Annotated in this window: 19 protein-coding genes (1 of these 19 cut by a window edge); all 19 read right to left on the minus strand. The window is 43.1% G+C overall.

Features of this window, described 5'->3' with window-relative positions; translation table 11 throughout:
- A protein-coding gene (tuf, locus tag JF50_RS21655) for an elongation factor Tu (RefSeq protein WP_039611374.1) crosses the window boundary here: on the minus strand, positions 1–995 show its 5' portion. The gene continues 190 nt to the left of window position 1, outside the view; 995 of the gene's 1,185 nt are visible here — the first part of the coding sequence; it begins with the start codon at positions 993–995; its stop codon lies off the left edge, out of view.
- Positions 996–1,052: 57 nt separating this feature from the next.
- Positions 1,053–3,167, minus strand: coding sequence for an elongation factor G (gene fusA, locus JF50_RS21660; protein ID WP_039611449.1), 2,115 nt, complete (start codon positions 3,165–3,167; stop codon positions 1,053–1,055).
- 27 nt (positions 3,168–3,194) lie between these two features.
- Positions 3,195–3,665 (minus strand): 30S ribosomal protein S7, encoded by a 471-nt coding sequence (gene rpsG, locus JF50_RS21665; protein WP_039611450.1) that lies wholly within the window; start codon positions 3,663–3,665, stop codon positions 3,195–3,197.
- A 102-nt stretch (positions 3,666–3,767) separates the two neighbouring features.
- Positions 3,768–4,142: a 30S ribosomal protein S12 gene (gene rpsL / locus JF50_RS21670; RefSeq protein WP_010387308.1), complete on the minus strand. Its 375-nt coding sequence runs from the start codon at positions 4,140–4,142 to the stop codon at positions 3,768–3,770.
- Between the two features lie 436 nt (positions 4,143–4,578).
- Positions 4,579–5,166, minus strand: coding sequence for a hypothetical protein (locus JF50_RS21675; RefSeq protein ID WP_039611451.1), 588 nt, complete (start codon positions 5,164–5,166; stop codon positions 4,579–4,581).
- Positions 5,167–5,364: 198 nt separating this feature from the next.
- The gene (locus JF50_RS21680; protein ID WP_039611452.1) at positions 5,365–5,868 is read right to left on the minus strand and encodes a hypothetical protein; all 504 of its coding nucleotides are present in this window, start codon (positions 5,866–5,868) and stop codon (positions 5,365–5,367) included.
- 43 nt (positions 5,869–5,911) lie between these two features.
- On the minus strand, positions 5,912–6,418 hold the full coding sequence (locus JF50_RS21685) for a hypothetical protein (protein ID WP_052262663.1): 507 nt from the start codon (positions 6,416–6,418) through the stop codon (positions 5,912–5,914).
- Positions 6,415–6,972, minus strand: a complete 558-nt coding sequence (locus JF50_RS26475) for a hypothetical protein (protein WP_052262664.1) — start codon at positions 6,970–6,972, stop codon at positions 6,415–6,417. The genes JF50_RS21685 and JF50_RS26475 overlap by 4 nt, the downstream gene beginning before the upstream one ends.
- A gap of 1 nt (position 6,973) precedes the next feature.
- Entirely contained in the window at positions 6,974–7,495 is a 522-nt protein-coding gene (locus tag JF50_RS21695; RefSeq protein WP_039611453.1) for a hypothetical protein, read from the minus strand.
- 201 nt (positions 7,496–7,696) lie between these two features.
- Entirely contained in the window at positions 7,697–8,197 is a 501-nt protein-coding gene (locus tag JF50_RS21700; RefSeq protein WP_039611454.1) for a hypothetical protein, read from the minus strand.
- Positions 8,198–8,332: 135 nt separating this feature from the next.
- Positions 8,333–8,965 carry a hypothetical protein gene (locus JF50_RS26480; protein ID WP_052262666.1) on the minus strand — a complete coding sequence of 211 codons (633 nt, stop codon included), beginning with the start codon at positions 8,963–8,965 and terminating at the stop codon, positions 8,333–8,335.
- Between the two features lie 100 nt (positions 8,966–9,065).
- Positions 9,066–9,668 carry a hypothetical protein gene (locus tag JF50_RS26485; RefSeq protein WP_052262668.1) on the minus strand — a complete coding sequence of 201 codons (603 nt, stop codon included), beginning with the start codon at positions 9,666–9,668 and terminating at the stop codon, positions 9,066–9,068.
- A 120-nt stretch (positions 9,669–9,788) separates the two neighbouring features.
- Positions 9,789–10,439 carry a hypothetical protein gene (locus tag JF50_RS26490; protein WP_052262670.1) on the minus strand — a complete coding sequence of 217 codons (651 nt, stop codon included), beginning with the start codon at positions 10,437–10,439 and terminating at the stop codon, positions 9,789–9,791.
- A 98-nt stretch (positions 10,440–10,537) separates the two neighbouring features.
- The gene (locus JF50_RS21720; protein WP_039611455.1) at positions 10,538–12,922 is read right to left on the minus strand and encodes a PKD domain-containing protein; all 2,385 of its coding nucleotides are present in this window, start codon (positions 12,920–12,922) and stop codon (positions 10,538–10,540) included.
- Between the two features lie 23 nt (positions 12,923–12,945).
- Entirely contained in the window at positions 12,946–13,500 is a 555-nt protein-coding gene (locus tag JF50_RS21725; RefSeq protein ID WP_039611456.1) for a hypothetical protein, read from the minus strand.
- Between the two features lie 61 nt (positions 13,501–13,561).
- The gene (locus JF50_RS21730) at positions 13,562–15,517 is read right to left on the minus strand and encodes a hypothetical protein (protein ID WP_039611457.1); all 1,956 of its coding nucleotides are present in this window, start codon (positions 15,515–15,517) and stop codon (positions 13,562–13,564) included.
- Positions 15,518–15,569: 52 nt separating this feature from the next.
- The gene (locus tag JF50_RS21735; protein WP_039611458.1) at positions 15,570–16,487 is read right to left on the minus strand and encodes a hypothetical protein; all 918 of its coding nucleotides are present in this window, start codon (positions 16,485–16,487) and stop codon (positions 15,570–15,572) included.
- Between the two features lie 21 nt (positions 16,488–16,508).
- Complete coding sequence (locus tag JF50_RS21740; RefSeq protein WP_039611459.1) at positions 16,509–18,332, minus strand: hypothetical protein; 1,824 nt, start codon at positions 18,330–18,332, stop codon at positions 16,509–16,511.
- Positions 18,333–20,041: 1,709 nt separating this feature from the next.
- Complete coding sequence (rpoC, locus tag JF50_RS21745) at positions 20,042–24,223, minus strand: DNA-directed RNA polymerase subunit beta' (RefSeq protein ID WP_039612113.1); 4,182 nt, start codon at positions 24,221–24,223, stop codon at positions 20,042–20,044.
- Positions 24,224–24,245: the final 22 nt, after the last annotated feature.

The raw sequence follows: 24,245 nt of genomic DNA on the forward strand, positions 1-24,245 counted from the left end.
TAGAACTGTGGACGGTAACCTTTGAAGAAAGGAGTATGACGACCACCTTCATCTTTAGAAAGTACGTATACTTCTGAAGTGAACTTAGTGTGCGGCTGGATTGAACCAGGAGCTGAAAGTACTTGACCACGCTCAACTTCGTCACGCTTAGTACCACGTAGAAGTGCACCGATGTTCTCACCAGCACGACCTTCGTCTAGAAGCTTACGGAACATTTCAACACCCGTACAAGTTGTCTTCGTAGTTTCTTTGATACCTACGATTTCAACTTCGTCGTTCACGTTGATGATACCAGCTTCAACACGGCCAGTTACAACTGTACCACGACCCTGGATTGAGAATACGTCTTCGATAGGCATGATGAATGGCTTATCGATGTCACGCTCTGGCTCTGGGATGTAAGAATCTAGTGCTTCTGCAAGCTCAACGATCTTGTCTTCCCACTGTTTCTCGCCTTCTAGTGCTTTAAGCGCTGAACCTTGGATTAGTGGTAGGTCATCACCTGGGAAATCGTACTCAGAAAGAAGTTCACGAACTTCCATCTCTACTAGTTCGATTAGCTCTTCGTCATCAACCATGTCACATTTGTTCATGAATACGATGATGTAAGGTACACCAACCTGACGTGAAAGTAGGATGTGCTCACGAGTCTGAGGCATAGGACCGTCAGTTGCAGCAACTACTAGGATCGCGCCGTCCATCTGAGCAGCACCAGTGATCATGTTTTTAACGTAGTCAGCGTGTCCAGGACAGTCAACGTGTGCGTAGTGACGAGTTGGAGTATCGTACTCTACGTGTGAAGTTGCGATTGTGATACCACGCTCACGCTCTTCTGGAGCGTTATCGATTTGAGCGAAGTCACGTGCTTCACCACCGTATACTTTTGCAAGTACGTTAGTGATTGCTGCTGTTAGAGTTGTTTTACCGTGGTCAACGTGGCCGATTGTACCTACGTTTACGTGCGGTTTCGAACGTTCAAACTTTTCTTTTGCCATTTTAAAATTTCCTATAAAGAAATTAAAGTCCAGTCCTAAGACCGGACCGAACTAAAATTACTTAACAGCGCGAGCTGCAATTATTGCGTCGGCAACGTTTTTCGCCGCTTCTGCGTACTTGGAAAATTCCATTGAGTACGAAGCACGACCTTGCGTTGCAGAACGTAAATCAGTTGCATAACCGAACATTTCAGACAGTGGTACTTGTGCATTGACAAGCTTAAGACCACCAAAAGCGTCTTCCATGCCTTCGATCATGCCGCGACGACGATTTAAGTCGCCTACTACGTCACCCATGTTTTCTTCAGGGGTAGTGACTTCAACTTTCATAACAGGTTCTAAAAGCACTGGTTGCGCTTCTAAAGCACCATTTCTGAAGCCCATTGAACCGGCGATCTTAAAGGCCATTTCATTTGAGTCAACGTCGTGGAAAGAGCCGTCAAATAACGTCGCTTTCACACCTAACAGAGGATAGCCCGCAAGCACACCTTGTTTCATTTGCTCTTGAATACCTTTATCAACCGCTGGGATATATTCCTTAGGAACCGTACCGCCTACGATTTCATTAACGAATTCGTAAGTTGGTGCGTCTTCATCAGAAAAGTCCATTGGTTCCAATTTCAGCCATACGTGACCATATTGACCACGACCACCAGATTGACGTACGAACTTACCTTCAGCTTCTACAGAACCACGGATGGTTTCTCTGTATGCCACTTGCGGCTTACCAACGTTACATACAACGTTGAATTCACGTTTCATACGGTCAACAATGATATCTAGGTGAAGTTCACCCATACCAGAGATGATCGTTTGACCTGACTCTTCGTCAGTTTCAACACGGAAAGACGGGTCTTCTGCTGCTAGTTTACCTAGCGCAATGCCCATTTTTTCCTGATCAGCGACTGTTTTCGGCTCTACCGCTACTGAGATCACTGGCTCTGGGAATTCCATACGCTCTAATGTGATCACTGAATCTTGAGAACAAAGCGTGTCACCAGTAGTAACGTCTTTAAGTCCAATCGCAGCAGCAATATCACCGGCGCGAACTTCTTTAATTTCTTCGCGCGAATTTGAGTGCATCTGAACAATACGACCAAAACGCTCTTTCTTGCCCTTAACAGGGTTATAGACAGAGTCACCTTGACCAACTGTACCAGAATAAACTCGGAAGAAAGTCAATGTACCAACAAACGGGTCTGTCGCAATCTTGAACGCCAACGCCGCAAACGGCGCGTCGTCACTTGCTGGACGAGTAGCTTCAGAGTCGTCCTCAAGGATACCCTGAATCTCTTTCACCTCTGTTGGTGAAGGCATGAATTCAATCACAGCATCAAGCACAGCTTGAACACCTTTGTTTTTGAATGCACTACCACATGACATTGGCACAATTTCGTTGCTCAATGTTAGTTGACGAATCGCAGATTTAATCTCTTCTTCGCTCAACTCACCTTCTTCTAAATATTTGTCCATTAGTTCTTCAGTTGCTTCAGCTGCACTTTCAACTAAGTGAGAATGCCACTCTTCAGCTAAATCCTGAAGTTCTGCCGGGATCTCTTCGTAAGTAAAAGTCATACCCTGGTCACTTTCGTTCCAGTTAATGGCTTTCATTTTGATGAGATCGATAACACCTTTAAATTCGTCTTCAGCACCAATTGGTAACTGAATAGGCACAGGTGTCGCACCAAGGCGATCTTTCACCTGATCCACAACTGCCAAGAAATCTGCACCAGTACGGTCCATCTTGTTAACGAAGATCATACGAGGAACTTCGTATTTATTGGCTTGACGCCAAACAGTTTCTGTTTGTGGTTGTACGCCTGATGAAGCACAAAGAACAACAACTGCACCATCAAGTACACGCAAAGAGCGTTCTACTTCGATAGTAAAGTCTACGTGTCCTGGAGTATCAATGATATTGATGCGATGCTCAGGGAACTGAGCATCCATACCTTTCCAGAAACACGTTGTCGCAGCAGAAGTAATGGTAATACCACGCTCCTGCTCCTGCTCCATCCAGTCCATAGTTGCAGCACCATCATGTACCTCACCAATTTTGTGAGATAAGCCCGTGTAATAAAGTACACGTTCTGTCGTGGTGGTTTTACCTGCATCTACGTGAGCACAAATACCGATGTTACGGTAGCGCTCAATTGGAGTAGTACGTGCCATAATATCCTCTTAAAGGTCTTGGGCAGATTACCAACGGTAGTGAGCGAATGCTTTGTTCGCTTCAGCCATACGGTGAACGTCTTCACGTTTCTTAACCGCAGTGCCTTTATTATCCGCAGCGTCAAGGATCTCTTGTGCAAGACGAAGACCCATTGATTTCTCGCCACGCTTACGTGCAGAGTCTACTAACCAACGCATACCTAATGCGTTGCGACGAACTGGACGTACTTCAACTGGTACTTGGTATGTAGAACCACCAACACGACGAGACTTAACCTCAACCGCAGGGCGTACATTTTCAAGTGCAGCTTCAAAGATTTCTAGGTGCGACTTGCCTGATTTTTCAGCAGCCACGTCTAGCGCACCGTATACGATTTTTTCAGCAGTAGATTTCTTGCCGTCTAACATTACTACGTTAACGAATTTAGCAAGAAGTTCTGATCCGAACTTCGGATCTGGAAGAATTTTACGTTGACCTATTACGCGTCTTCTAGGCATTTTATCTCTCCGATATCTTCAGGTTCGTTTTTTTCAACGAATACCCAAAACAAATTATTCAATATTAAAACTTAAGTGCTTGGCCTTACTAACGGAGAACCATTAGCCCTTAGGACGTTTTGCACCGTACTTAGAACGACCTTGTTTACGATCGTTAACACCCGCACAGTCAAGCGCACCACGTACTGTGTGGAAACGCACACCTGGTAAGTCTTTAACACGACCACCACGGATAAGGATTACACTGTGCTCTTGAAGGTTGTGGCCTTCACCGCCAATGTATGAAGTTACTTCGAAACCGTTCGTAAGACGAACACGCGCTACTTTACGTAATGCAGAGTTTGGTTTCTTTGGTGTAGTTGTATATACACGAGTACATACACCACGCTTTTGAGGACAAGCTTTAAGAGCAGCAGAGTTGCTCTTTGTAACCTTGCTGCGACGTGGCTTACGTACTAGCTGGTTAATAGTTGCCATTAAATAGCTCCTGATTAGTTAAAATTACTACTGAAAAAATAAAATCGACCCAAATTTTCCTTCCATTTTTATGGAACGAATAAATGGGTGGCCGAATTTTAATGAGCAAAGATTAACCTGTCAATAAAAACTGCGTTAAAACGCCAACTTTAGGTAAGTAAGAAAGTATTTTTTACATCTCGAACTACTTATACAGCTTATCTGATCCGTTTAAGGTTTGCGTTTTATCGAGGGGCAATGATTTATCATATTTTCATTACCAATTTATGTAGCATAAAGTTTAGACAATACGACGTTAACAAGGTTAATCATGCGAGATAAGAGAAGGGAAAAACACACATATGACAGATACAACATAATAGTTCAGGTTGTACCATGATCACCACAGTCAACAAGAGGTGTACTTTCACACCCCCTGTCTAGTGATAATAAGAAACTATAGCTCTTCAGAGATCATTACACTCAATGATAAACTTGGAGTGGTGTAATAGCGCGAAAAATCAAATGATAAATTTAATTGGTCACAACTACCGCCAGTAACAGCACCTTGGGATACATAGAACTTGTCACCACTATCAGACGCGCTGAATGTGCCGCATGATGCACTCATCTGCATATTTCTTGACGCTCTACCTGCAATATCAAAATAAAGCTTTTGGCCAAAGTCATTATACACTGGTAAAGATAAATCTAAACCAACTGCTCTTTGAACCACCAGCGGCTCTAAGCCAGGGCAATAGTAGGTTTCAGTCACCGTACGCACACTAAAGTCACTTTGAGTCAATGAATGACGCTCACCACCGATATAGATTGAGCGGCCTGAGAACATGCTCATGAAATCCGACTCAGCTAGCTCCGCACCATTTAACGTTTGCTCTTGTGCAGAGAGTAAAACTGGGTCAGCACCATATGCACATGGCTCTACTGGAGGCCGAATGATATCTCCAGGAGCTGCTTGTACTGATATTGCATTTGCCACAGCTAACGTTAGTAACATACCGCTGAATATTTTTTTAAATTGCATTGTTTTTTTCCTTAATTATAGTTATACGCAATAGCTTTTTATGACTAATCGCTTCTTAAGCGCCTAGCTTCAAATTTTAAACTTATCCAAATAATCCCGTATCTTATGCCTCAGCCAGTTTGGCTGCTGTGCTGAGGCATCATTTTTATAAATGCGGGTTGTTTATTACTTCATAACAAGGTGAATAAAACCGTTATGTTAAAACTTACTGGTGACATAAAGTCTTAGATCGATACTTGCTATGTCGGTGTAATACATACGTGCTAAACTGCCCACCTTGTCCATTCTGACCTTCACGGTTTCACACCCAGCATTGATTGGGTGATTTTCAACCCGAATTTGCGGTTTAACAACATAGCTTGATCTATCATGACGTATGCCATATGAACTATCCGTCTGTACAACTTCATCATTGCAATAGACTGATACCTTCATTGCAAAGTTAGACGAATACCAAGCAGATGCGATGTCGCCCGTTAGTTGCACATCTAGCTCTGTCAGCCCCCAAGTACCATACACTGGTATTTCTACTTCATATGCTGTCTCAGCATACTTATTTACGCCACCTTCTTGCCTATATAGCTGCTTTATAACTTGCACATCATCTTTGGTAATATTAACGGCCTCACCAACAAATAAAGTCGGGAGTGCAAAAGCCGCTGATGACAACAAACAACTGCCCAGTAGTAATAAATGTTTCATTCCGGTCTCCTTGTATTAATCATCCCGCAAGGAATGTTCTAAATTATCGAGGAAATTGCTCAACAATCTGGACTGTAAATGACAAATCAGTCACTCGAGTGTAAAACTGCCTGCTTAAGTGCCCTTCTTTATCAATGCGTACTGTCATTTGCTGACAATTACCACCAGTGTTTCGTACTTCAGAAATTGCCGGCTTTGCAAGATAAGATACCCCTCCATATCTGATGCCAAAGTCCATGTCTTCGCCAATGAAAATGGCGTTATTTAGCCCTGGAGTCTCACATGAAACTGACAGCGTAGCAGCCATATTTCCTGCAAACCATCGCGTAAATACTTTACCGCCAACGCGATAATTTAGGTCTTGACCAAAATCACCATCTACATCCACTTTCGCTTCATATGCAACAACAGCCTGTTGCCCTGCGTAAGGTTCTGTGATCGGAGTGAAATCAGCAAAGTTAAGTTCATAAACAGCGCCACCTACATCAACAGGTGCCGCATAGACTTGTGACGCAGCTAATAAGCTCGCCAAGATACATAGTTTTTTCATTTTATTACCCCATACTGAGTTGTAGATGATTGAGATGTCGTGTTCGATAAACGAATCGTGCCTTGCACTTTATCTGTTTTGCCATTGGTTAGTGTTGCTACACGAAGTTCCATAGATTGACAGGTTACGGGCTGTAACTTCACAAATGCCGTATCAAACGACACAGTCCTGCTTTGACTCGCCAACGGTTCATTTGTAAATTCACTGCGATTTTGTCTATCCGTAAATAAAACCTGCCCATCGCAGCGAACCTCTACCTCAACCTCATAAAGTAATTCACTATGCAGCGTATCGACGTATGCACCCATACACTCACTACCCTGAAATTGTGTACATACTGATTTTAATTCAGAACTGTAATCACCCGTTCCTGACGCCTGTAAGCTCAATTCAAAGACAGCGGCATTCACTGGCAATGAGTTAAGAATGTTTAGCGTATAACTGCCGTCTTGAAGTATCATATCGGCTTCTGTAAAACTGGTATTTAACTTTGCGGCCATTCCCATGGCGCTGTGCATAAGTAAACCTGCACCTATCATCGTTGTTTTCAACATCTCACAGCACTCCCTGAATAGGCTCAACAGCATTAATCGACACAGTGAAAGAAATATCCTGAATGCGGGTATAGAATTGTCGGCTCACAGTGCCTTCTTTAAGCAATTCCACTTTCAGTTGTGAGCAGTTTTCCACACCTTCACGTAGCTCTGATATAACAGGCTGCGCAGGACTAGAAATATTATCAACACGTTTACCGTAGACTTTACTCATACCCACAGGTACACCACTACAGCTTACCTTTGTTACCAAACCAAAGTTTGACGCGAACCAACGCGCACCGACTTCACCTTGGGCATTAAAAAATAAGTTCGATTTCGCGCCTTTTACATCAATTAACGCCTCATAGCCAGTCACGACTTCTCGACCAGCCCATACAGTCGTCACGGGTGTAAAGTCTGCGATACTCAATGCTAAAGGCTCTGCACCAACATTAAGTGTTTTCACTGTACTTGCAGCTACTGCGCTACCCGCGCAACTAAATAACACACCAAGTAACAGTAGGTTTTGTTTTAACTTCATGTTTATTTTCCCTAAACCATGATGGGGAGGCACAGCAATCACTGTGTCACCTCATATCAAACTAACCAATTCAATAGGTTAGGAGCCAAGTGGGAAGATCCGTGCGCTAAAATCTCATGCATACGGTCTCGCCACTACATCCAATGACCTCTGGTTAGCTCCAATTAAATTTTTATCAAATAAGATCAAGTTCTTAAGAACTTAGAATCCTAGATTTAAATAAATGATTAAGTTAGCGTTTAAATTCTCAATCACCGCTGAACTATCTGCTGCTGAATGCCCCGTTTTACTCACGTTTATTTTCAATGACTTACAAGTACCATGTGTCACTTTACGGTTGTATATTGAAAAACGTGCAGGAATGACCATGCCACGACGTTCAAATGCAACATCGGCATCGTAGCCAATATCTGTGCCTGAACACTCAACAGACATACCCACTAATAAAGGCGCGCCACTGGTAGTGCCATTCGCTTCACCGCTGACGTCAAAAATTAGCTCTGGATATCCGCCAATAAAGTCATCATAGGCATCAACTAAAACAGGGACTTCTAGGCTATATGAAACGACTTTGCCACCTTCAATAACAGGTGTGAAATCACTTTTTGTATAGCTGTGTTGCTCACCACCTACATAGATAGGCTCAACTGCATGTGCACCAAGCGACATTAAAAACAACATCGCAGTAGTTAACTTCTTCATAGAACTTTCCTTTTATTTTTGTATAAATTAATAAATTTTGTGTTTGTAAACTTGGCTTAGTCACTTGCGACAAAAGATGTGTAATTACACAAGCTCAAGGCAAAAGTGCATTCAGCCAATGGATCTTTCGATTCATTAAAACTCTTCTGAAATCATTACATTAAAATTAAAGTCTGTAGGAGGAAGACCTCTCAAAAACTTGAATTTCAAGGTCATGTCTTTGCAACTTCCACCTGTGTTTTGCTGTCGTGAGATCACCCACTTATCACCAGAGTCACTGGCACTAAATGATCCACATTGAGCGCTCACACTCATCTCCTTACTTGAACGACCACTCAGATCGAAATACAGGTCTTGACCCCAATCACCATCTACTGGAAACGTCGTTGTATAGCCAACCAAGTACCCGCATGAGCCTGGGTATTTCGAATAATAAACAGGTGTTAAATTTGATAAATTTATTTTATAACGGGCGCCACCAACGTATATGGGGCCTGGCGCAACATTGCCCCCTGTTGCATTGCGACCTAATGTTAGCTTCGGCGTTGTAGAGCGACACATAGCCCTGAGCACATTGCAGCAATCAACGACCGGATCATTTGTCGCGAACGTATATGGGCCAAAAAACTTGTCAAAATTTGTATCCTTATTAAGCACATTTTTTGACGCGTTCAATGTAAATTGCTCATCAAAAACCTCATCGGCGCTAGCTTGAAATGACAACAAGGTCACCCCTGAAAGCAGAGCTAATATCATTTTTTTATTCATTCTTTTTCTCTTTTGATATTCTTTTTTATATAGAGCAATCTCTATCGCTCACCTTGAATCGCTCTTCACCCTCATTTAAATCAGTAAGGGGAACGTCGAACTAATTCAGTTGTTCTGAAATCATGATATTTAGATTCACGGCAAAATTATTTGGAAGCGTCGGTTTATCGAGTGAAAATTTCAGCCTCATGTGCTTGCAACTTCCTTTCGTATTTTGTTTTTTCGAAATCAACCATTTTGAGCCAGAGTCAGTGGCACTAAACGAACCGCATGATGCGGACAAGGTCATTGACATAGACGAGCGGCCGCCAATATCAAAAAACAAGTCTTGGCCCAAGTCGCCATCAACAGCAAAACTCGTTTCCAAACCGGTTAAGAAAGTAATTGGGAATTTGATCCCAAAGGGCGCTTTAAAAAATCGCGTTTCATAAATAGGCGTGAAGTTTGAACGCTCTAGGGTATAGCGTGCCCCACCAATATAAACGGGTTCAGGTCTTACGACGGACCGTGCGGCACTGAGTATTTGCGCTTCCGAAATTGAGCTTAGCGTGTTGATATCCTGCAGAGACAACTCAACTGGTACACCGCTTAGTACATCGCTAAGTAAATCGACATCACGTTGCAGTGGAGTATCTGCATTGCTAGCCGCTGCATCAGTCCCTACAGACATTAAAAGCAGCATCACAGAAGTTATGTTTTTCATTTAACTATCCCTAAATGTTTTATATCTACTCAGTATTCGCCATTGCGCCCTGTTGTCAGGACGCAACTCTCCTGTGGCCCCATCAAATGATAGAGGCCAGACTACATAGGTTTTTAGTGTTTACAGCTGCTCAGAAATCATGATATTTAGGTCGATGTAACTTGGCGCCGTGCTATTTGTGAAGCTGTACTTCAGCGTCATCTGTCTACAGCTTCTGGCCGTATTTTGTGATTTCGAAAGTACCCACTTAGTGCCAGAATCAGATGCACTGAATGAACCACATGAAGCCTTTAAAGTCATTGACTTGTTTGAGCGACCACTGATGTCGAAGTATAGGTTTTGTCCAAAGTCACCATCTACCGCAAAAGTTGCTTCATAGCCAGTCAATACTCTGTAAACAATTGGCTCGTAGGTACAAGGCTCAAAGAAAGTACGCGTTTCATAAATTGGCGTGAAGTTTGACTTGTTTAAGGTATAGCGCGAGCCGCCAATATAAATTGGCTGAGGCTGAACCACTGCGTATGCTGCACTCATCATTTCTTCCATAGAAACGTTTTCTTGAGCGCTATAATGACATATCTGAATAGGCTCGCCAGGACGGCGCTCACAACAATCTATTGGAAGACGAAATGGGTCGTCGATAGCTGCTAACGCTTCAGTCGCAGACTGTGCGCTCACTACATTACCCGCTTCTACCACATCGCTTGCTAGTGCGTGAAAAGATAGCGCTGAAAGCGCTGATACAAATGCAAATGCTGTCTTGTTATTCATGTTGGTTTCTCTTTTTATCTTTTAATTAGTTTAAGTTTTGGGTACATCGGTCGGCGCATTCCCTCTTGGAATGCCCCGTCCATCCCCTATATTTTGGTTTAATTTTGTTTATTACAGATGCTTATAAAGCCTCGCGAAGCAATGCTCTCAGAATAGAAAACACTGGCTCGTGTACTAGTTGGTGATATCACTTTCAAGGAATCATCTACATACAGTTCATATATGGCTGTAGCCGGCAAGCTAAATGAACTCGTTGCTTTACCACTTTGGTCTATCGCAAAACTTACCTTTTGATCATGCGTCGTTGGCAACTTACTGATCTCAGGTATTGTATACACTAGACGATAACCGACCTCCACGACCTCTGGGCCTGTATATTGTGGGCAAGTATAAAGATTGACTTCCACCGGCTGTAACATCGCAACAAACACATCACCCATTTCAACTAGGAAGTTATCCTGTGTGATTGACGGCGCAGTGTACGTAGAAGATGCCAAACGACTATCTTGTGTGCTTACCTCTAACGCTTTACCTTCTTCAATTTCTACCCAAGCATTTAGTCTGCCCATATCATCAGTGAAGTGCTGTACACCGTTGATATTTAATTCAGCGTTAGCAACCGGCTTATTGAGTGAATTAAGTAATCTTGCTGTGACTGTGCCACTTATATAAGAAACGGGATCTGTTACCGTCACATCAATAGACTTGCGACTCGTATTGCCCGCTGAATCACTCACTTGTAGATGTACCGTATAGTTACCTGCCATATCAGCCAGCAAGCTGTTTGTTGCTAAGTTATCCGCTGATAATTGTGCTGTCGATCCTGCTGGTTTATCTAAAGACCATTGGTAAGTCAGTACATCACCTTCTGGGTCATAACTGCCAGACGCATCAAACTGAGCTTCACTACCTAGTTGAATCGCTCGTGGGTTTTCGTTGACGAATGTAATTACTGGCGATAAGTTTTCCGTGACGCTCACGGTGTGGGTAACCGGGTCAGAGAAATACTGTCCATCGTTTGCGCGCACAGACACGGTATAATGACCTAATACAGACGGTGTGAAAGAAGCCTTTCCATTTTCTATTTGCAAAATGATGTCACTGGCAGCGTCAACGACTTGCCATTCGAAAGTCAATGGATCATTGTTCGGGTCAATACTCTGTGTTGCATCTAGCACAACAGGTTCACCAATGAACACTGTCTCAGGGGCAGAGATTTTAGCCGTTGGCTTTTGGTTATCATCAACAAAGAAAGTGCGTGGTTTAGAAGTCACTGCTGTCACACCGTCAGATACAGTCAGTGCAACCACATATTCACCGGCAACATCTGGGTTCAACTGCGCAGATGCTTCCGTTGCCGATAATATCTCACTGCTACTTTGTGCAGGTCGACTTTGGAGCTGCCATTGGTATGTAAGTAGTTCACCTTCTGGATCATAACAAGATGCGCATGTCAGTGTGATTGGCGCAATACGTACATTGCTGTCTGAACCGAGATCTACAATCGGCGGTAAATTATCTGTTGTTACGGTAAAGGTGTAGACGGCTTGAGTCATTTCACCTTTTGAATCAGTTACTTGCACAGCCACTTCGTAGTTACCCAAAGTTGCTGCCGAAAAGCTCACTTGTGGACCTGACACAGCGCTTAGAGTCACATCCGCATCAACCGGCTGAGACAGCACTTGCCATGCAAATGTTAGACGATCAAATCGATCTGGATCATAACTTTCAGAAGCGTCAAGACCGACCACTTCATTGAGCTTTAACTCGCCTTTGGCTTCTTTAATCACAACGACCGGTGCAGAATTTTCGCTGAGCGCGTCACTGGTGATCTGTAACGTATCCGTAGCAATATCACCAAACTCATTTTCAACTTTTAACTCGACAAGGTATTGACCTACCTGATCCGCTACAAATGCCGTTTTTACTCTCTTATCTTTAAAGATCCTGGCACTGCTTCGTTCTGGCTGAGAGAGGATCTGCCATTTATAACCGGTGATCACCCCATCTAATGACTTACTTGCGCTACCATCAAGTGAAACCAACTGGCCCTGTTTGACGGTTACATCTCGACCAGCTGATGCGATGACAGTTTGCTCTGGCGTAAACTCAAAAGACGCTGCCTCACTCATTGACTGACCATCATTTGCCGTCAGGGTAAGAATATAGTTATCACTATCTGTGAGTAATACCGACACTTCAGCACCTTGATTCTGCGACAATGCGACCGGAATACTGTCAACGCCTCTTACTAAGCTCCACTCGTAGCTCAATGCATCACCGTCAGCGTCATAACTTTTACCTGCGTTAAATTGCAGCGGTCTGTTAAGCAATAAATTTGCAGAGTCAGCAGTGATAACTGCAACAGGTACTTGGTTGCTAGCACCTTGATCATTTTCTGCCAGTGTTTGTGCACTCGTTGATCCGCCACATGCAGCTAAGAAAGCACATAAAGATATAGGTAAACCATTTTTCAATACCATGACATTAATCCTTTTCCGTATTATTAATTCTGAGCTGCTAACCTAACCGCTTCATTCAGTGCCATACCTTGACGGCCCAACTCTTTTGCCTGTGCAATTAACAGCTCTCGTTCGTACATAATCTCTTGGTCAACCCCTGTGTTGGCTGTACCTGAAACCAATGCTTGTTTGTTTCTTTCCTCTACAAGGGCTTGTAATGATGAAACACGCTCGTTTTGAATACGTGCGGCCTCGCGGTAATCATTCACTTGCTCCTTAAGCTGCGGAAAATTAGTAATAATGAAGTCGTAGTATTGATCTTCTTGGCTTTTGTCTACATTTCGAGTCTTCTCAATTAATGTAGAAGTGCCTTTGTAAGCTTTTGCTTCTGCTATGATTTCTTCAGCCGTTTTTATATTTGTATTCATGGGCTCACTACTTTCTTCAATAATTTCTTTTTCAGCCACTGGCAACGTTTCTTTCTCGTGCTCTACAGGCTGGTTTTGGACTTGTTGCGTTTCTTCAGGTGCATATAAACTCATACCGATATAACCAGCGGCAGCTGTACACAACAATGCAATAACAACTTTTGCCTTCATAAAAAAATCCTAAATCAATTGGGTGGAAAAAAGAGGGGGAAGCCCCCTCTAAAATGTTGACTTAATTACACTGATTTTCGTTAACACATACTTTTGCTTTAATTAGCGCACTACCTTGGTAAACGTTGAAAGTTTCTTTCTCGTAACGTCTCCAGATTTTGCCGTATGTATTTGAAACATGTGAAGTAGTACCCTGAGCTTTAGAGCCACCGATGGTGTCTAGTACTCTCAGTACAACGTTTGCAAATTGACATACTTTGCTTGCAGGACATACTTTGTTCAGACCATCACCAAGCTGAGCACCTACAGTACTATCACCTGCATCAGTCACTTCTGGGTCACTTACAACTAGGTCATAAGATTCAGCATACGTTGCCAAGAACATTTGCCACATATCAGTGTAAAGTTGCGACTCAAGCTCTTGAACCATTGCTCTTGCTTCTTCAGGGTTATTCGACTCAGGTACTGCACTTAGTGAACATTCCATGCCTAAGTTATCACGAGCCGTTTCGCGGATATGATCCCAGCTACGAGTCTTAGATCTGAACCAGCTCCAACCTTTAGATTTACCAGTGTTTCTCCAGTAAGAATGCATACGGTCGACGTCAATAGAACACTCACCTTCGATTTTGCCAGGATATGCATAGTAGTTGTAAGAAAGCGCAATATTGGCTGCAAAGACCGCATCGTTGTCATTCGCTCTGTATTCATCAGTTACGATAGTCCAACTGTCTTTAATGCCATTGTTATCTGTGTAAGTGTATGAACGTGCGCTATTTTCAGCATATGCACCACAACGCGCATCTTTAGTTACATTGAAACTAATATCGCCCGCACGAAGTGAGTCCCAAGTCGTAGTATCAAAATGGATTTGGTCGCCTACCGTTTCACGCTCGAATGGCGTTGCTCTGTCACCAATATTACCGAAGTTAATCACAGTATTTGCAGGGTAAGACCATACATTTTTACGATAAAGTGGAGCTTGGTTAGCTGTTACGATGTTGATATTTTCTTTCGTTACACCTGAGTTTAAACGAATATCAAAGATATCAAGTTGCTTAACGTCGTAGCCGTGCTTACCTGCACGCGTTAATGCATTCGTCAGGATAGCAGCTTCGTTATCAAACACATTATATCCAGCAGACGCTGTACCAGCGATTAAACTACCCGCTTCATCAACTGTCTTTTTCTCGAAGTCATATGCGTTATTCGCGATAAGTGACTGGAATCCATATAGGTTAGTATTGAACTCAAGTTGTGTTTTTAGGCGATCAAGTTTGTCAGTAAACGCATCGTACAAACCTTTGGCTTCATAGTATTCGAGACGAATTTTATCTAACTCAGCAGCAAACATGTCTGATTGTGCCTTTGCAGCACTGATCAATGGCGAGTAATAGTTAATTTCACGCGTCATACATGCAATCATTTCCGTTGGATTAGTTCCATGTAAGACGATACACTTGTTCGTTGCCTCAGATTGGTCTAGACGCAAAGAGTCTATTTCTTTGTCGATAGTGCCTTTTTCGTTAACAAGACCTAACCAAGTTGTATGAAGGACTCTATACTGGTCAATAATACTTTTATTTTCAGTCGCTAAATCAACGATTTCGTTATATTTAGTACCGATGTCTTTAGCGATTTTTAAGTTTTTCGCTGGGATAGCTACTGTCAATTGGAAGTAGTTACTGTAAAACTCATCATTATCAAGCGCTTGTTTTACTTTTACCGGTGAGACAGGCAAGTTATGTAACTGAGTCTTCATATTGACGTAAGAGGAACAGCTTGGACCACCACCTATTTCATAATAAGTACCGATAATCTCTTTGCTATTGGCTGGACCAACATACAAAGTGCGATCATCTTTATGATCTCTAACCACATCACCAATACCAGCTGGCGAGTACACGCCGATAGAGCTGAGTGGGTTCCCTGAAGTAGCATCTGGCAGTGCGAAAGCAGAAGAATGTGCTAACGCTGCTGCAACTGCAACAGATGTTGCGAGTAATTTACCGTACATGATTGTTATTTCCTTTATTAGTTTATTGAATTTTGTTAAAAGTAATTAGCACTTAAAGCCTTGTGCTAAGTTTGTTTACTGCGCCTTGGATAATCGAACGGTCACGACCGACATACTTATCAGCAAGCCAATTAGCTTGAGAGTTCAGATAGTTGTACAACTGAGCAATGTCGATTTCATTTGAGCTTAATTCTGATGTCACTGCGCTGCGTAAATTAGCCAGCTGCTGTGTACACAAGCTACTATATGAGCCGCTACCACAATTCGCTTCCAAATAAGTTTTCGTAGAGGTGAGATCTTCAAGTATCACTCGTAGATCTTCCGCTAGGATTTCGTCTTCAATGTCAAACTGCATAAACTCTAACGTGGCAACGGTATTATCAATTGCTGCTAGCAAGTTTATGTGACCTGTTGAAGGTACTGCTAAACTGGCCATTCTTTCTAAATGTAAATTGAATGACACGAGGTGCGAGGCAACTGCGCTGAAGTAACGCGGTTCTGGGTATTTCACCATTTGCTGAACTTCTAACTTACAGCCTGGTTTCATCGCTTGGAATCCTGTTGCGCCATCTAAGCCGCTAAAACTCACTACAGAGTCTTGATTACCGTGAGTCAGCTCAATTGAGTTCGGCTCATATGTGCGAGACCCTGCAATACGGTTCGAAACAGATGAACCATCACCATTTGACAAGGTGTAACGCACTGACAGAGGACGCATAGATTCACATTCAAATGTGTAGTTTAGTAACGTCTTGTACAGGCCGTTTTCAATGATACTGCCATTGGCATAACTGTTGCTCTTCTGTGCAAAGATGTTCTTCCCACTAAAATGACATGGTGGTAAAAAGCGTTCTCCCGTTGAAGTTGCACGAGACTGACATTGTTGGTCAGCATTAAAAACCTCTACTGGAAAGGCGTGCGCTGCCGCCGTCCCTGCCAGTGACAAGGTCGCTAGTAATAAAGCTTTCATTGTTTTTTCCTTTAATTGAACTTAAATCTGGTCAAGGGTTGCTGTTAATACCTGACGGCTGATAACTCCCAGCTCATCGGTAATTTTCACTACCATATTGATTTGATTATTATTCTCAGAACATCCGTGGAATGCGGATTGTCTGATTTTTAACTGCAAGTTATTGGATGGAGAATTCACTCCAATCGCATTAGGCAACAACGAGTTGGTTGATGTTGCCAGTCCATCTAATGTTGGAAACAGATCCAACAGTCCGACAGGCATTCTTGGTGTCCAAAACATCCCGTTATAATCGAAATACTCAATTTCAATGAGTGACTTCTTACCGGTCATTTCGGATGGTTCAAATAGGTGCCAATTCACAGAAACCATACGGTCTTCGTCAAATTGCCTTACATTAGCGATGACTTGGCTTCTCATGGCTAGTACAGACAGTCTCGCTAAAATGCTCTCAAATTCAGCGATCAAAGCATCTGTATACCCATTTTCGAGCATGTCATAGAGGATAGCCTCAGCTCGAATCCCTAATTCAAAGCTTTCAGTTTGGATTTGCACCATTTCGGGGTTGAGATTTTGAAACTCTTTACATAACAAAATCGGTTGACTGTCTAGGGTCTCTAAAGTTGCAAGTCCGACGTTGTTGGTCACATCCGCTATTTGAGTTAGCTGTGTGAGTGTTTCTTTACCCGTCAAATTTTGAGACAGATACGCAATATTGATAGCCGTGGCTAAGCGCTCCAAATTGACGTCTGTCCGCTGTGCTTTGTATTCAGCGAGCTTACGACTCACAAAACCGGCCAAATCAGGCTGTCTTAATTGATCAGGTGGCGTTGTTTGATAATCGCCGTTATATACATAGGTCAATGCAGACGCTTCGTTAGCCAGTGCCGTCAGTGAATGCTCATAATGAGAAAGCTGCTGATCAAAGCTTGGATAAAATGGCGTCGTTGACGGCGCGACGATTTCATTAAAGCAAACACCCTGCTCACACTTCGCCAATGATGTGTCGACATACTTATTCAACACAGCAGACTTATCGAGCATTTTGCTTTGCAAATCTGCCGGCAGCTGCTCAAGTAAAGTAGCGTATGTGCTTAGCCTGCGATTTAAATAGCTAAGACGGCTATCTGAAATACGCGTTAAGCTATAGCGCTTTAACAGGGTCCACAATCTTACTTGTCTTGCAACATTGTCATTCAATTCAGACTTCAGTGTCGTTTTCTCAGTACTTGAAAAGTATGGAAATCTGTCGATATCTACCATCATTTGCGCAAGTAAATCATCGAGTCTCTTTTCTAGTTCAAGTCCCAATGAATAGCGTCGATATACCGCTGCATACCTAAGCGCAGACGACTCTCTGTCTATCTTTTCTAACAGATCAAGTCTGAAGTTTTGCTTGCGTAATTCATCACTTGCTGGGGTAAAGCCAAAGTCACCAGGCATAGCAATATATTCGTGGTATAGCTCTCCAAATAAAGATGCTTGAAACACGTTCATTTGGCCTATCAAGGTTGAATAGTCAAGCAAATCACTCACATGAAACCAAGTGTCACTCCCCTCTTGTTGGTGTCCTGTGGCAGTCGCAGTCATCTGTGCAACGACGTCACAAGGCAAAGCGACCTCTTTGAAACACTGCGGCATAGACGAAGGTGTCGCCGATGCACATACATCCGTACAGCTGTTTGGATTAAATTCACTGTAGCAAATTTGCGGTTGAAAATGCCTAACCTGAAGTTTGGCAGAACAACTCGCATTTAAAGCATTCGCAGCGTCCACACTGAGTACATTTAACAGAATAAATGCAACACCAAGACTCGCGTTTTTATGCGAAATATCACATTTCATACTAAGTTTCCTTTTGTGTTTACTTGCTGGTGACTCATAGTGGCCCAACAAGTGGAACAAATTTCATTTCCATAGTAGTGCCAGCCCGCAAAAAAGTTCAATAGGTTAAAAATCAAACTTTTTTTCTATCCGAAAAATAAGTTCTATTCATTATTTAGATCAGTAAGTTAACCCCACTTTTGCCGTACGTTATTTATTTATAACTATTTTTGTAAATTGATTTTTGATTAAAATTCGTACTGAATAGATTTTTTAAATTGAAAAATTCATCGCCTTTGAGGCCCTAATCTGTACAAGAGACTCTACGGATTGTGGGGAAAATTCGAACTGATAGGGTATATGGGTGGGTTTAGACGAAAAGCCAGCTAATTTTCAACATGAATACGACTCATATGAATACCCTTTATTGTGCTGAAATAAGCAAAATACCATTGCACTGTCATTGCGTTTAACTATTCTTCGCACATAAATAAAACGCTGGGCCATGTCACCTCTTTTTTCGCGCTATCTGCAACCTGTGAAACAGCATTAAACCGAGATTGACCTCGACCAAAGCACAAATAGCTTATAGTCTTTGATACAGAAAAACGGGTAATTTCATACTGGCTAACCCTTGTTTCATAACGCACCTAAAAACAAGATATGCACAAGGTATCATCACATATCTTGTGCGCCATAAATCGCGTATCAGAAACGGTTGTTTACGCCATACTTGAGGTGATAGTGATGTAACGTACTTAAAATTTAAGACAGCGGTCCATTTACTTTGCTAAGTGTCACCTTGGTAAACTGTATGCCGTATTTATCCAGAGCACTGTTTGATGCGTACACATGATGCTTGCCTAACAACACCAAACACCTAGCATAATAAGAAAAGATGCGGTTTAAACTTGACTAAATAAACCAGCTTGGCTGCCGCTGATAAATCCCAATGATTAAAACACCGTATGTTTAGTGACTAAATACGTGCGGTATTTAAAAGAAAGAGCACATCTAACTCAGCATGTTTCCTCCTCACGAAAACAGATGCCTATATACCCTTTTCGCGCTTTTTGCTCATACACCGTGTGTCAATGAGGCACGAAAAAGTATGCTAAAAGAGATACACCATACTAAACAAGGCAAGGTGATAGAGGCCTTATCGTTCTGGGAAGATTGAGGGGATATTGAGATTACGCAAAGTAATGCTGACCTGTACAAGCAAGAAAAAGGCGCACGCCTTCATCAGTGCAATGTTGCAGATATCATAAGTACCGGCATTGACGTTAGTAGAGCACATACAAACGGATATATATCAAAACGAATTACCTGCTAAAGCTGTCCAAATACTCAAAGGACAACTTGTGGCAAGGTGCAATAAACTGAGTGAAGTTCACATGAATAATACTGAGCTGGGATCTAGTAGGTAAGTAAAGTTGGGGCCCGACTACCTAGCGTTACATACATGGGAATACCGATACTTGTATGAAACTCAGCGCAAGTTAAATTTACAGACCAAGAGATATTGACGACGATTAAGTGGCAGAGAAAAAATGCAAGGAAGCTTAAGGACGCTCTATTTTTTTGAGGCGTAAGCATCATGGATCGTTAACAATATAAAATTGCTTAAATATCAGTCAAAAAAGCTTACCCACGTCTTTAGAAAAGTTTCGCGCATAAAAAAAGCCACCCTGCTGGGTGGCTTAAATTTCAGTACTAAAGTGGAAAACTTACTCGTTACCACCTAGTAGGTCAGCATTAAGTGCATCTGTTAGCGCTTGTGACGCTTCTTCTGCACTTACTGTTTGCTCTTCAGCTGGTAGTTCGCTTTCTTTACGACGGTTGATGCGCTCTTGGTGATACGCAAAACCAGTACCTGCTGGGATCAAACGACCAACGATTACGTTTTCTTTCAGACCACGTAGCTCGTCGCTCTTACCGTTTACAGCTGCTTCAGTTAGGACACGTGTTGTTTCCTGGAACGATGCTGCTGAGATGAATGACTCAGTCGCTAGTGACGCTTTAGTAATACCCATCAGCTGAATTTCAAACTTCGCTGGGATCTTACCTTGCTTCTCAAGTTCACGGTTAGCAATGTTAACGCGTGCAACTTCAGCTTGCTCACCTGCTAGGAACTCAGTGTCACCACCGTCGATGATGATACACTTACGCAGCATCTGACGAACGATCGTCTCAATGTGCTTATCGTTAATCTTTACACCCTGTAGACGGTATACTTCCTGAACTTCGTTCGTGATGTAGTTCGATACATCAGTCACGCCACGTAGACGTAAGATGTCATGTGGAGATTCAGGACCATCGGCAATCACTTCACCTTTAGCAACCTGTTCACCTTCGAACACGTTAAGCTGACGCCATTTCGGGATCATCTCTTCGTAAGCATCACCTTGCTCAGGTGTGATCACTAGACGTTTCTTACCTTTCGTCTCTTTACCGAAGCTCACAGTACCTGTGATCTCAGCAAGGATTGCAGGATCTTTTGGCTTACGTGCTTCAAATAAGTCAGCAACTCGAGGTAGACCACCGGTGATATCACGAGTCTTCGAACCTTCTTGCGGGATACGTGCTAACACGTCACCTGGCTGAACAGTTGCGCCGTCTGTGATTTCAATTGTGGTAAATGAAGGCAGACGAATTTCTTGTAGGCCACGCTCTTCGTTTTCAATGATTAACTTAGGCTCTTTTGCATTCACCTTAGCTAAATCTTTAACAACAACACGCGTTAGACCAGTAAGCTCATCAGTCTGTGCTTCTGTGTTTGAGTCATCGATATCGCTGAACGATACTTTTGACTGGTGCTCGATAACGATTGGGTGACTATGCGGGTCCCACGTAGCAACAATATCATTACCTTTAACTTCAGCGCCATCTTGTACAGAAAGAACCGCACCGTAAGGTACTTTATAACGCTCTTTCTCACGACCTTGCTCATCGATAACCGTGATTTCAGTCGAACGTGAAGTTACAACGATCTTGCCATCAGTATTCAATACATATTTTGCATTGTGTAACTTCATGCTACCGTTGTTTTTAACTTGTACGCTGTTTTCAGCAGATGCTCTTGATGCCGCACCACCGATGTGGAACGTACGCATCGTAAGCTGTGTACCTGGCTCACCGATTGACTGAGCAGCGATTACACCGACTGCCTCACCTGGGTTGATGATGTGGCCACGTGCAAGGTCACGACCGTAACAGAATGCACAAACACCAAAGTCATTTTCACAAGTGATTACAGAACGTACTTTAACTTCATCTACTGAGTGCTCTTCTAAAAGGTCACACAGTTTTTCGTCAAGCATTACGTTACGCTCAACAAGTACAATGTCAGTACCTGGCTTACATACGTCTTCAGCAACAACACGGCCTAGAACACGCTCGCGAAGTGGTTCTACAACGTCACCACCTTCGATTAGCGGCTTCATTACTAGACCTTCTAACGTACCACAATCTGATTCGTTGATAACCAAATCTTGTGCAACGTCTACTAGACGACGAGTTAGGTAACCCGAGTTCGCTGTCTTAAGTGCGGTATCGGCAAGACCTTTACGTGCACCGTGCGTCGAGATGAAGTACTGAAGTACGTTTAGACCTTCACGGAAGTTAGCTGTGATTGGCGTCTCGATGATTGAACCATCTGGACGTGCCATTAGACCACGCATACCCGCTAGCTGACGTATCTGAGCTGCACTACCACGTGCGCCCGAGTCGGCCATCATGAATACTGAGTTGAAAGAATCTTGTTGCTCTTCTTCACCCTGCGCATTCACTACAGTGTCTTTCGATAAGTTCGCCATCATTTCACGTGAAAGATTTTCGTTAACACGTGACCAGATATCGATAACTTTGTTGTATTTCTCACCAGCAGTTACAAGACCAGACTGGAACTGTTGGTTGATTTCAGCAACTTCAGCTTCAGCGCGCTCGATGATTTCAGTCTTAGTAGGTGGAATAACCATATCGTTAATACCGATAGATACACCTGACTTCATCGCGTAGTGGAAACCTGTGTACATCACTTGGTCAGCAAACACAACGGTGTCTTTCAGACCTAGGCGACGGTAACACTCATTAAGAAGACCAGAGATCTGCTTCTTACCAAGTGCTCTGTTGATAAGCTCAAACGGTAGACCTTTTGGCATGATCAATGAAAGAATCGCACGACCTACTGTTGTATCAACAACATGAGTTTTTTCCGAACGCTCGCCAGTCTCTTCGTCAACAATTGTTTCTGTTAGACGAACTTTAACGCGTGCGTGAAGCTCTGCGCTACCTGTACGGTATGCTTTTTCTGCTTCTTTCGGGTCTTTAAACGCAATACCTTCGCCTTTCGCATTGATGCGATCACGCGTCATGTAGTAAAGACCTAGTACAACGTCCTGTGAAGGAACGATGATAGGCTCACCACTTGCAGGTGAAAGGATGTTGTTTGTAGACATCATTAGTGCACGTGCTTCAAGCTGTGCTTCTAATGTCAACGGTACGTGTACCGCCATTTGGTCACCATCGAAGTCAGCGTTATACGCCGCACACACCAATGGGTGTAGGTGGATTGCTTTACCTTCGATTAGTACCGGTTCAAATGCTTGGATACCAAGTCTGTGAAGTGTAGGAGCACGGTTCAATAGAACTGGGTGTTCACGGATCACTTCATCAAGTACGTCCCAAACCTCTGGTACTTCACGCTCTACCATCTTCTTCGCAGCTTTGATGGTAGTCGCCATACCACGGCGCTCTAGCTTACCGTAGATAAATGGCTTAAATAGCTCTAGTGCCATCTTCTTCGGAAGGCCACACTGGTGAAGTTTAAGCGTTGGACCAACTGTGATTACAGAACGGCCTGAGTAGTCAACACGCTTACCAAGAAGGTTTTGACGGAAACGACCTTGCTTACCTTTGATCATGTCTGCAAGCGACTTAAGTGGACGCTTGTTAGAACCCGTGATCGCACGACCACGACGACCGTTATCTAGTAATGCATCTACCGCTTCTTGTAACATACGTTTTTCGTTACGTACGATGATGTCTGGTGCAGCTAGGTCTAGTAGACGCTTCAGACGGTTGTTACGGTTGATAACACGACGGTATAAGTCGTTCAGATCTGAAGTCGCAAAACGACCGCCATCTAGTGGTACTAGTGGACGTAGATCTGGTGGAAGTACTGGTAGCACGCTCATGATCATCCACTCAGGGTTGTTACCTGATTGGTGGAATGATTCCATAAGCTTAAGACGCTTAGTAATTTTCTTACGCTTAGTCTCTGAGTTAATTGTAGGTAACTCTTCACGCATTTCTGCGATTAGCTGACCAAGGTCTAGTTCGCGAAGTAGATCAAGTACAGCTTCTGCACCCATCTTCGCTTCGAACTCATCACCGTGCTCTTCAAGTGCATCTAGGTACTCTTCTTCACCTAATAGCTGGCCACGCTCAAGCGTTGTCATACCAGGCTCTGTTACTACGAAAGATTCGAAGTAAAGTACGCGCTCGATGTCACGAAGTGTCATATCAAGCATTAAGCCGATACGAGACGGTAGTGATTTAAGGAACCAAATGTGCGCAACTGGGCTTGCAAGCTCAATGTGACCCATGCGGTCACGACGCACTTTAGTTAGTGTAACTTCAACGCCACACTTCTCACAGATAACACCACGGTGTTTTAATCGCTTGTATTTACCACACAAACATTCGTAATCTTTTACTGGGCCGAAGATACGGGCACAGAATAAGCCGTCACGCTCAGGCTTGAAAGTACGGTAGTTGATTGTCTCAGGTTTCTTTACTTCACCGTATGACCATGAGCGAACCATGTCTGGCGAAGAAAGACCAATGCGAATTGCATCGAATTCTTCGGTCTTATTTTGTTGCTTCAGAAACTTAAGTAAGTCTTTCACCTTAGCTCTCCTGTCGGAGTTA

Source organism: Pseudoalteromonas luteoviolacea, assembly GCF_000814765.1.
GTDB lineage: Bacteria > Pseudomonadota > Gammaproteobacteria > Enterobacterales > Alteromonadaceae > Pseudoalteromonas > Pseudoalteromonas luteoviolacea_H.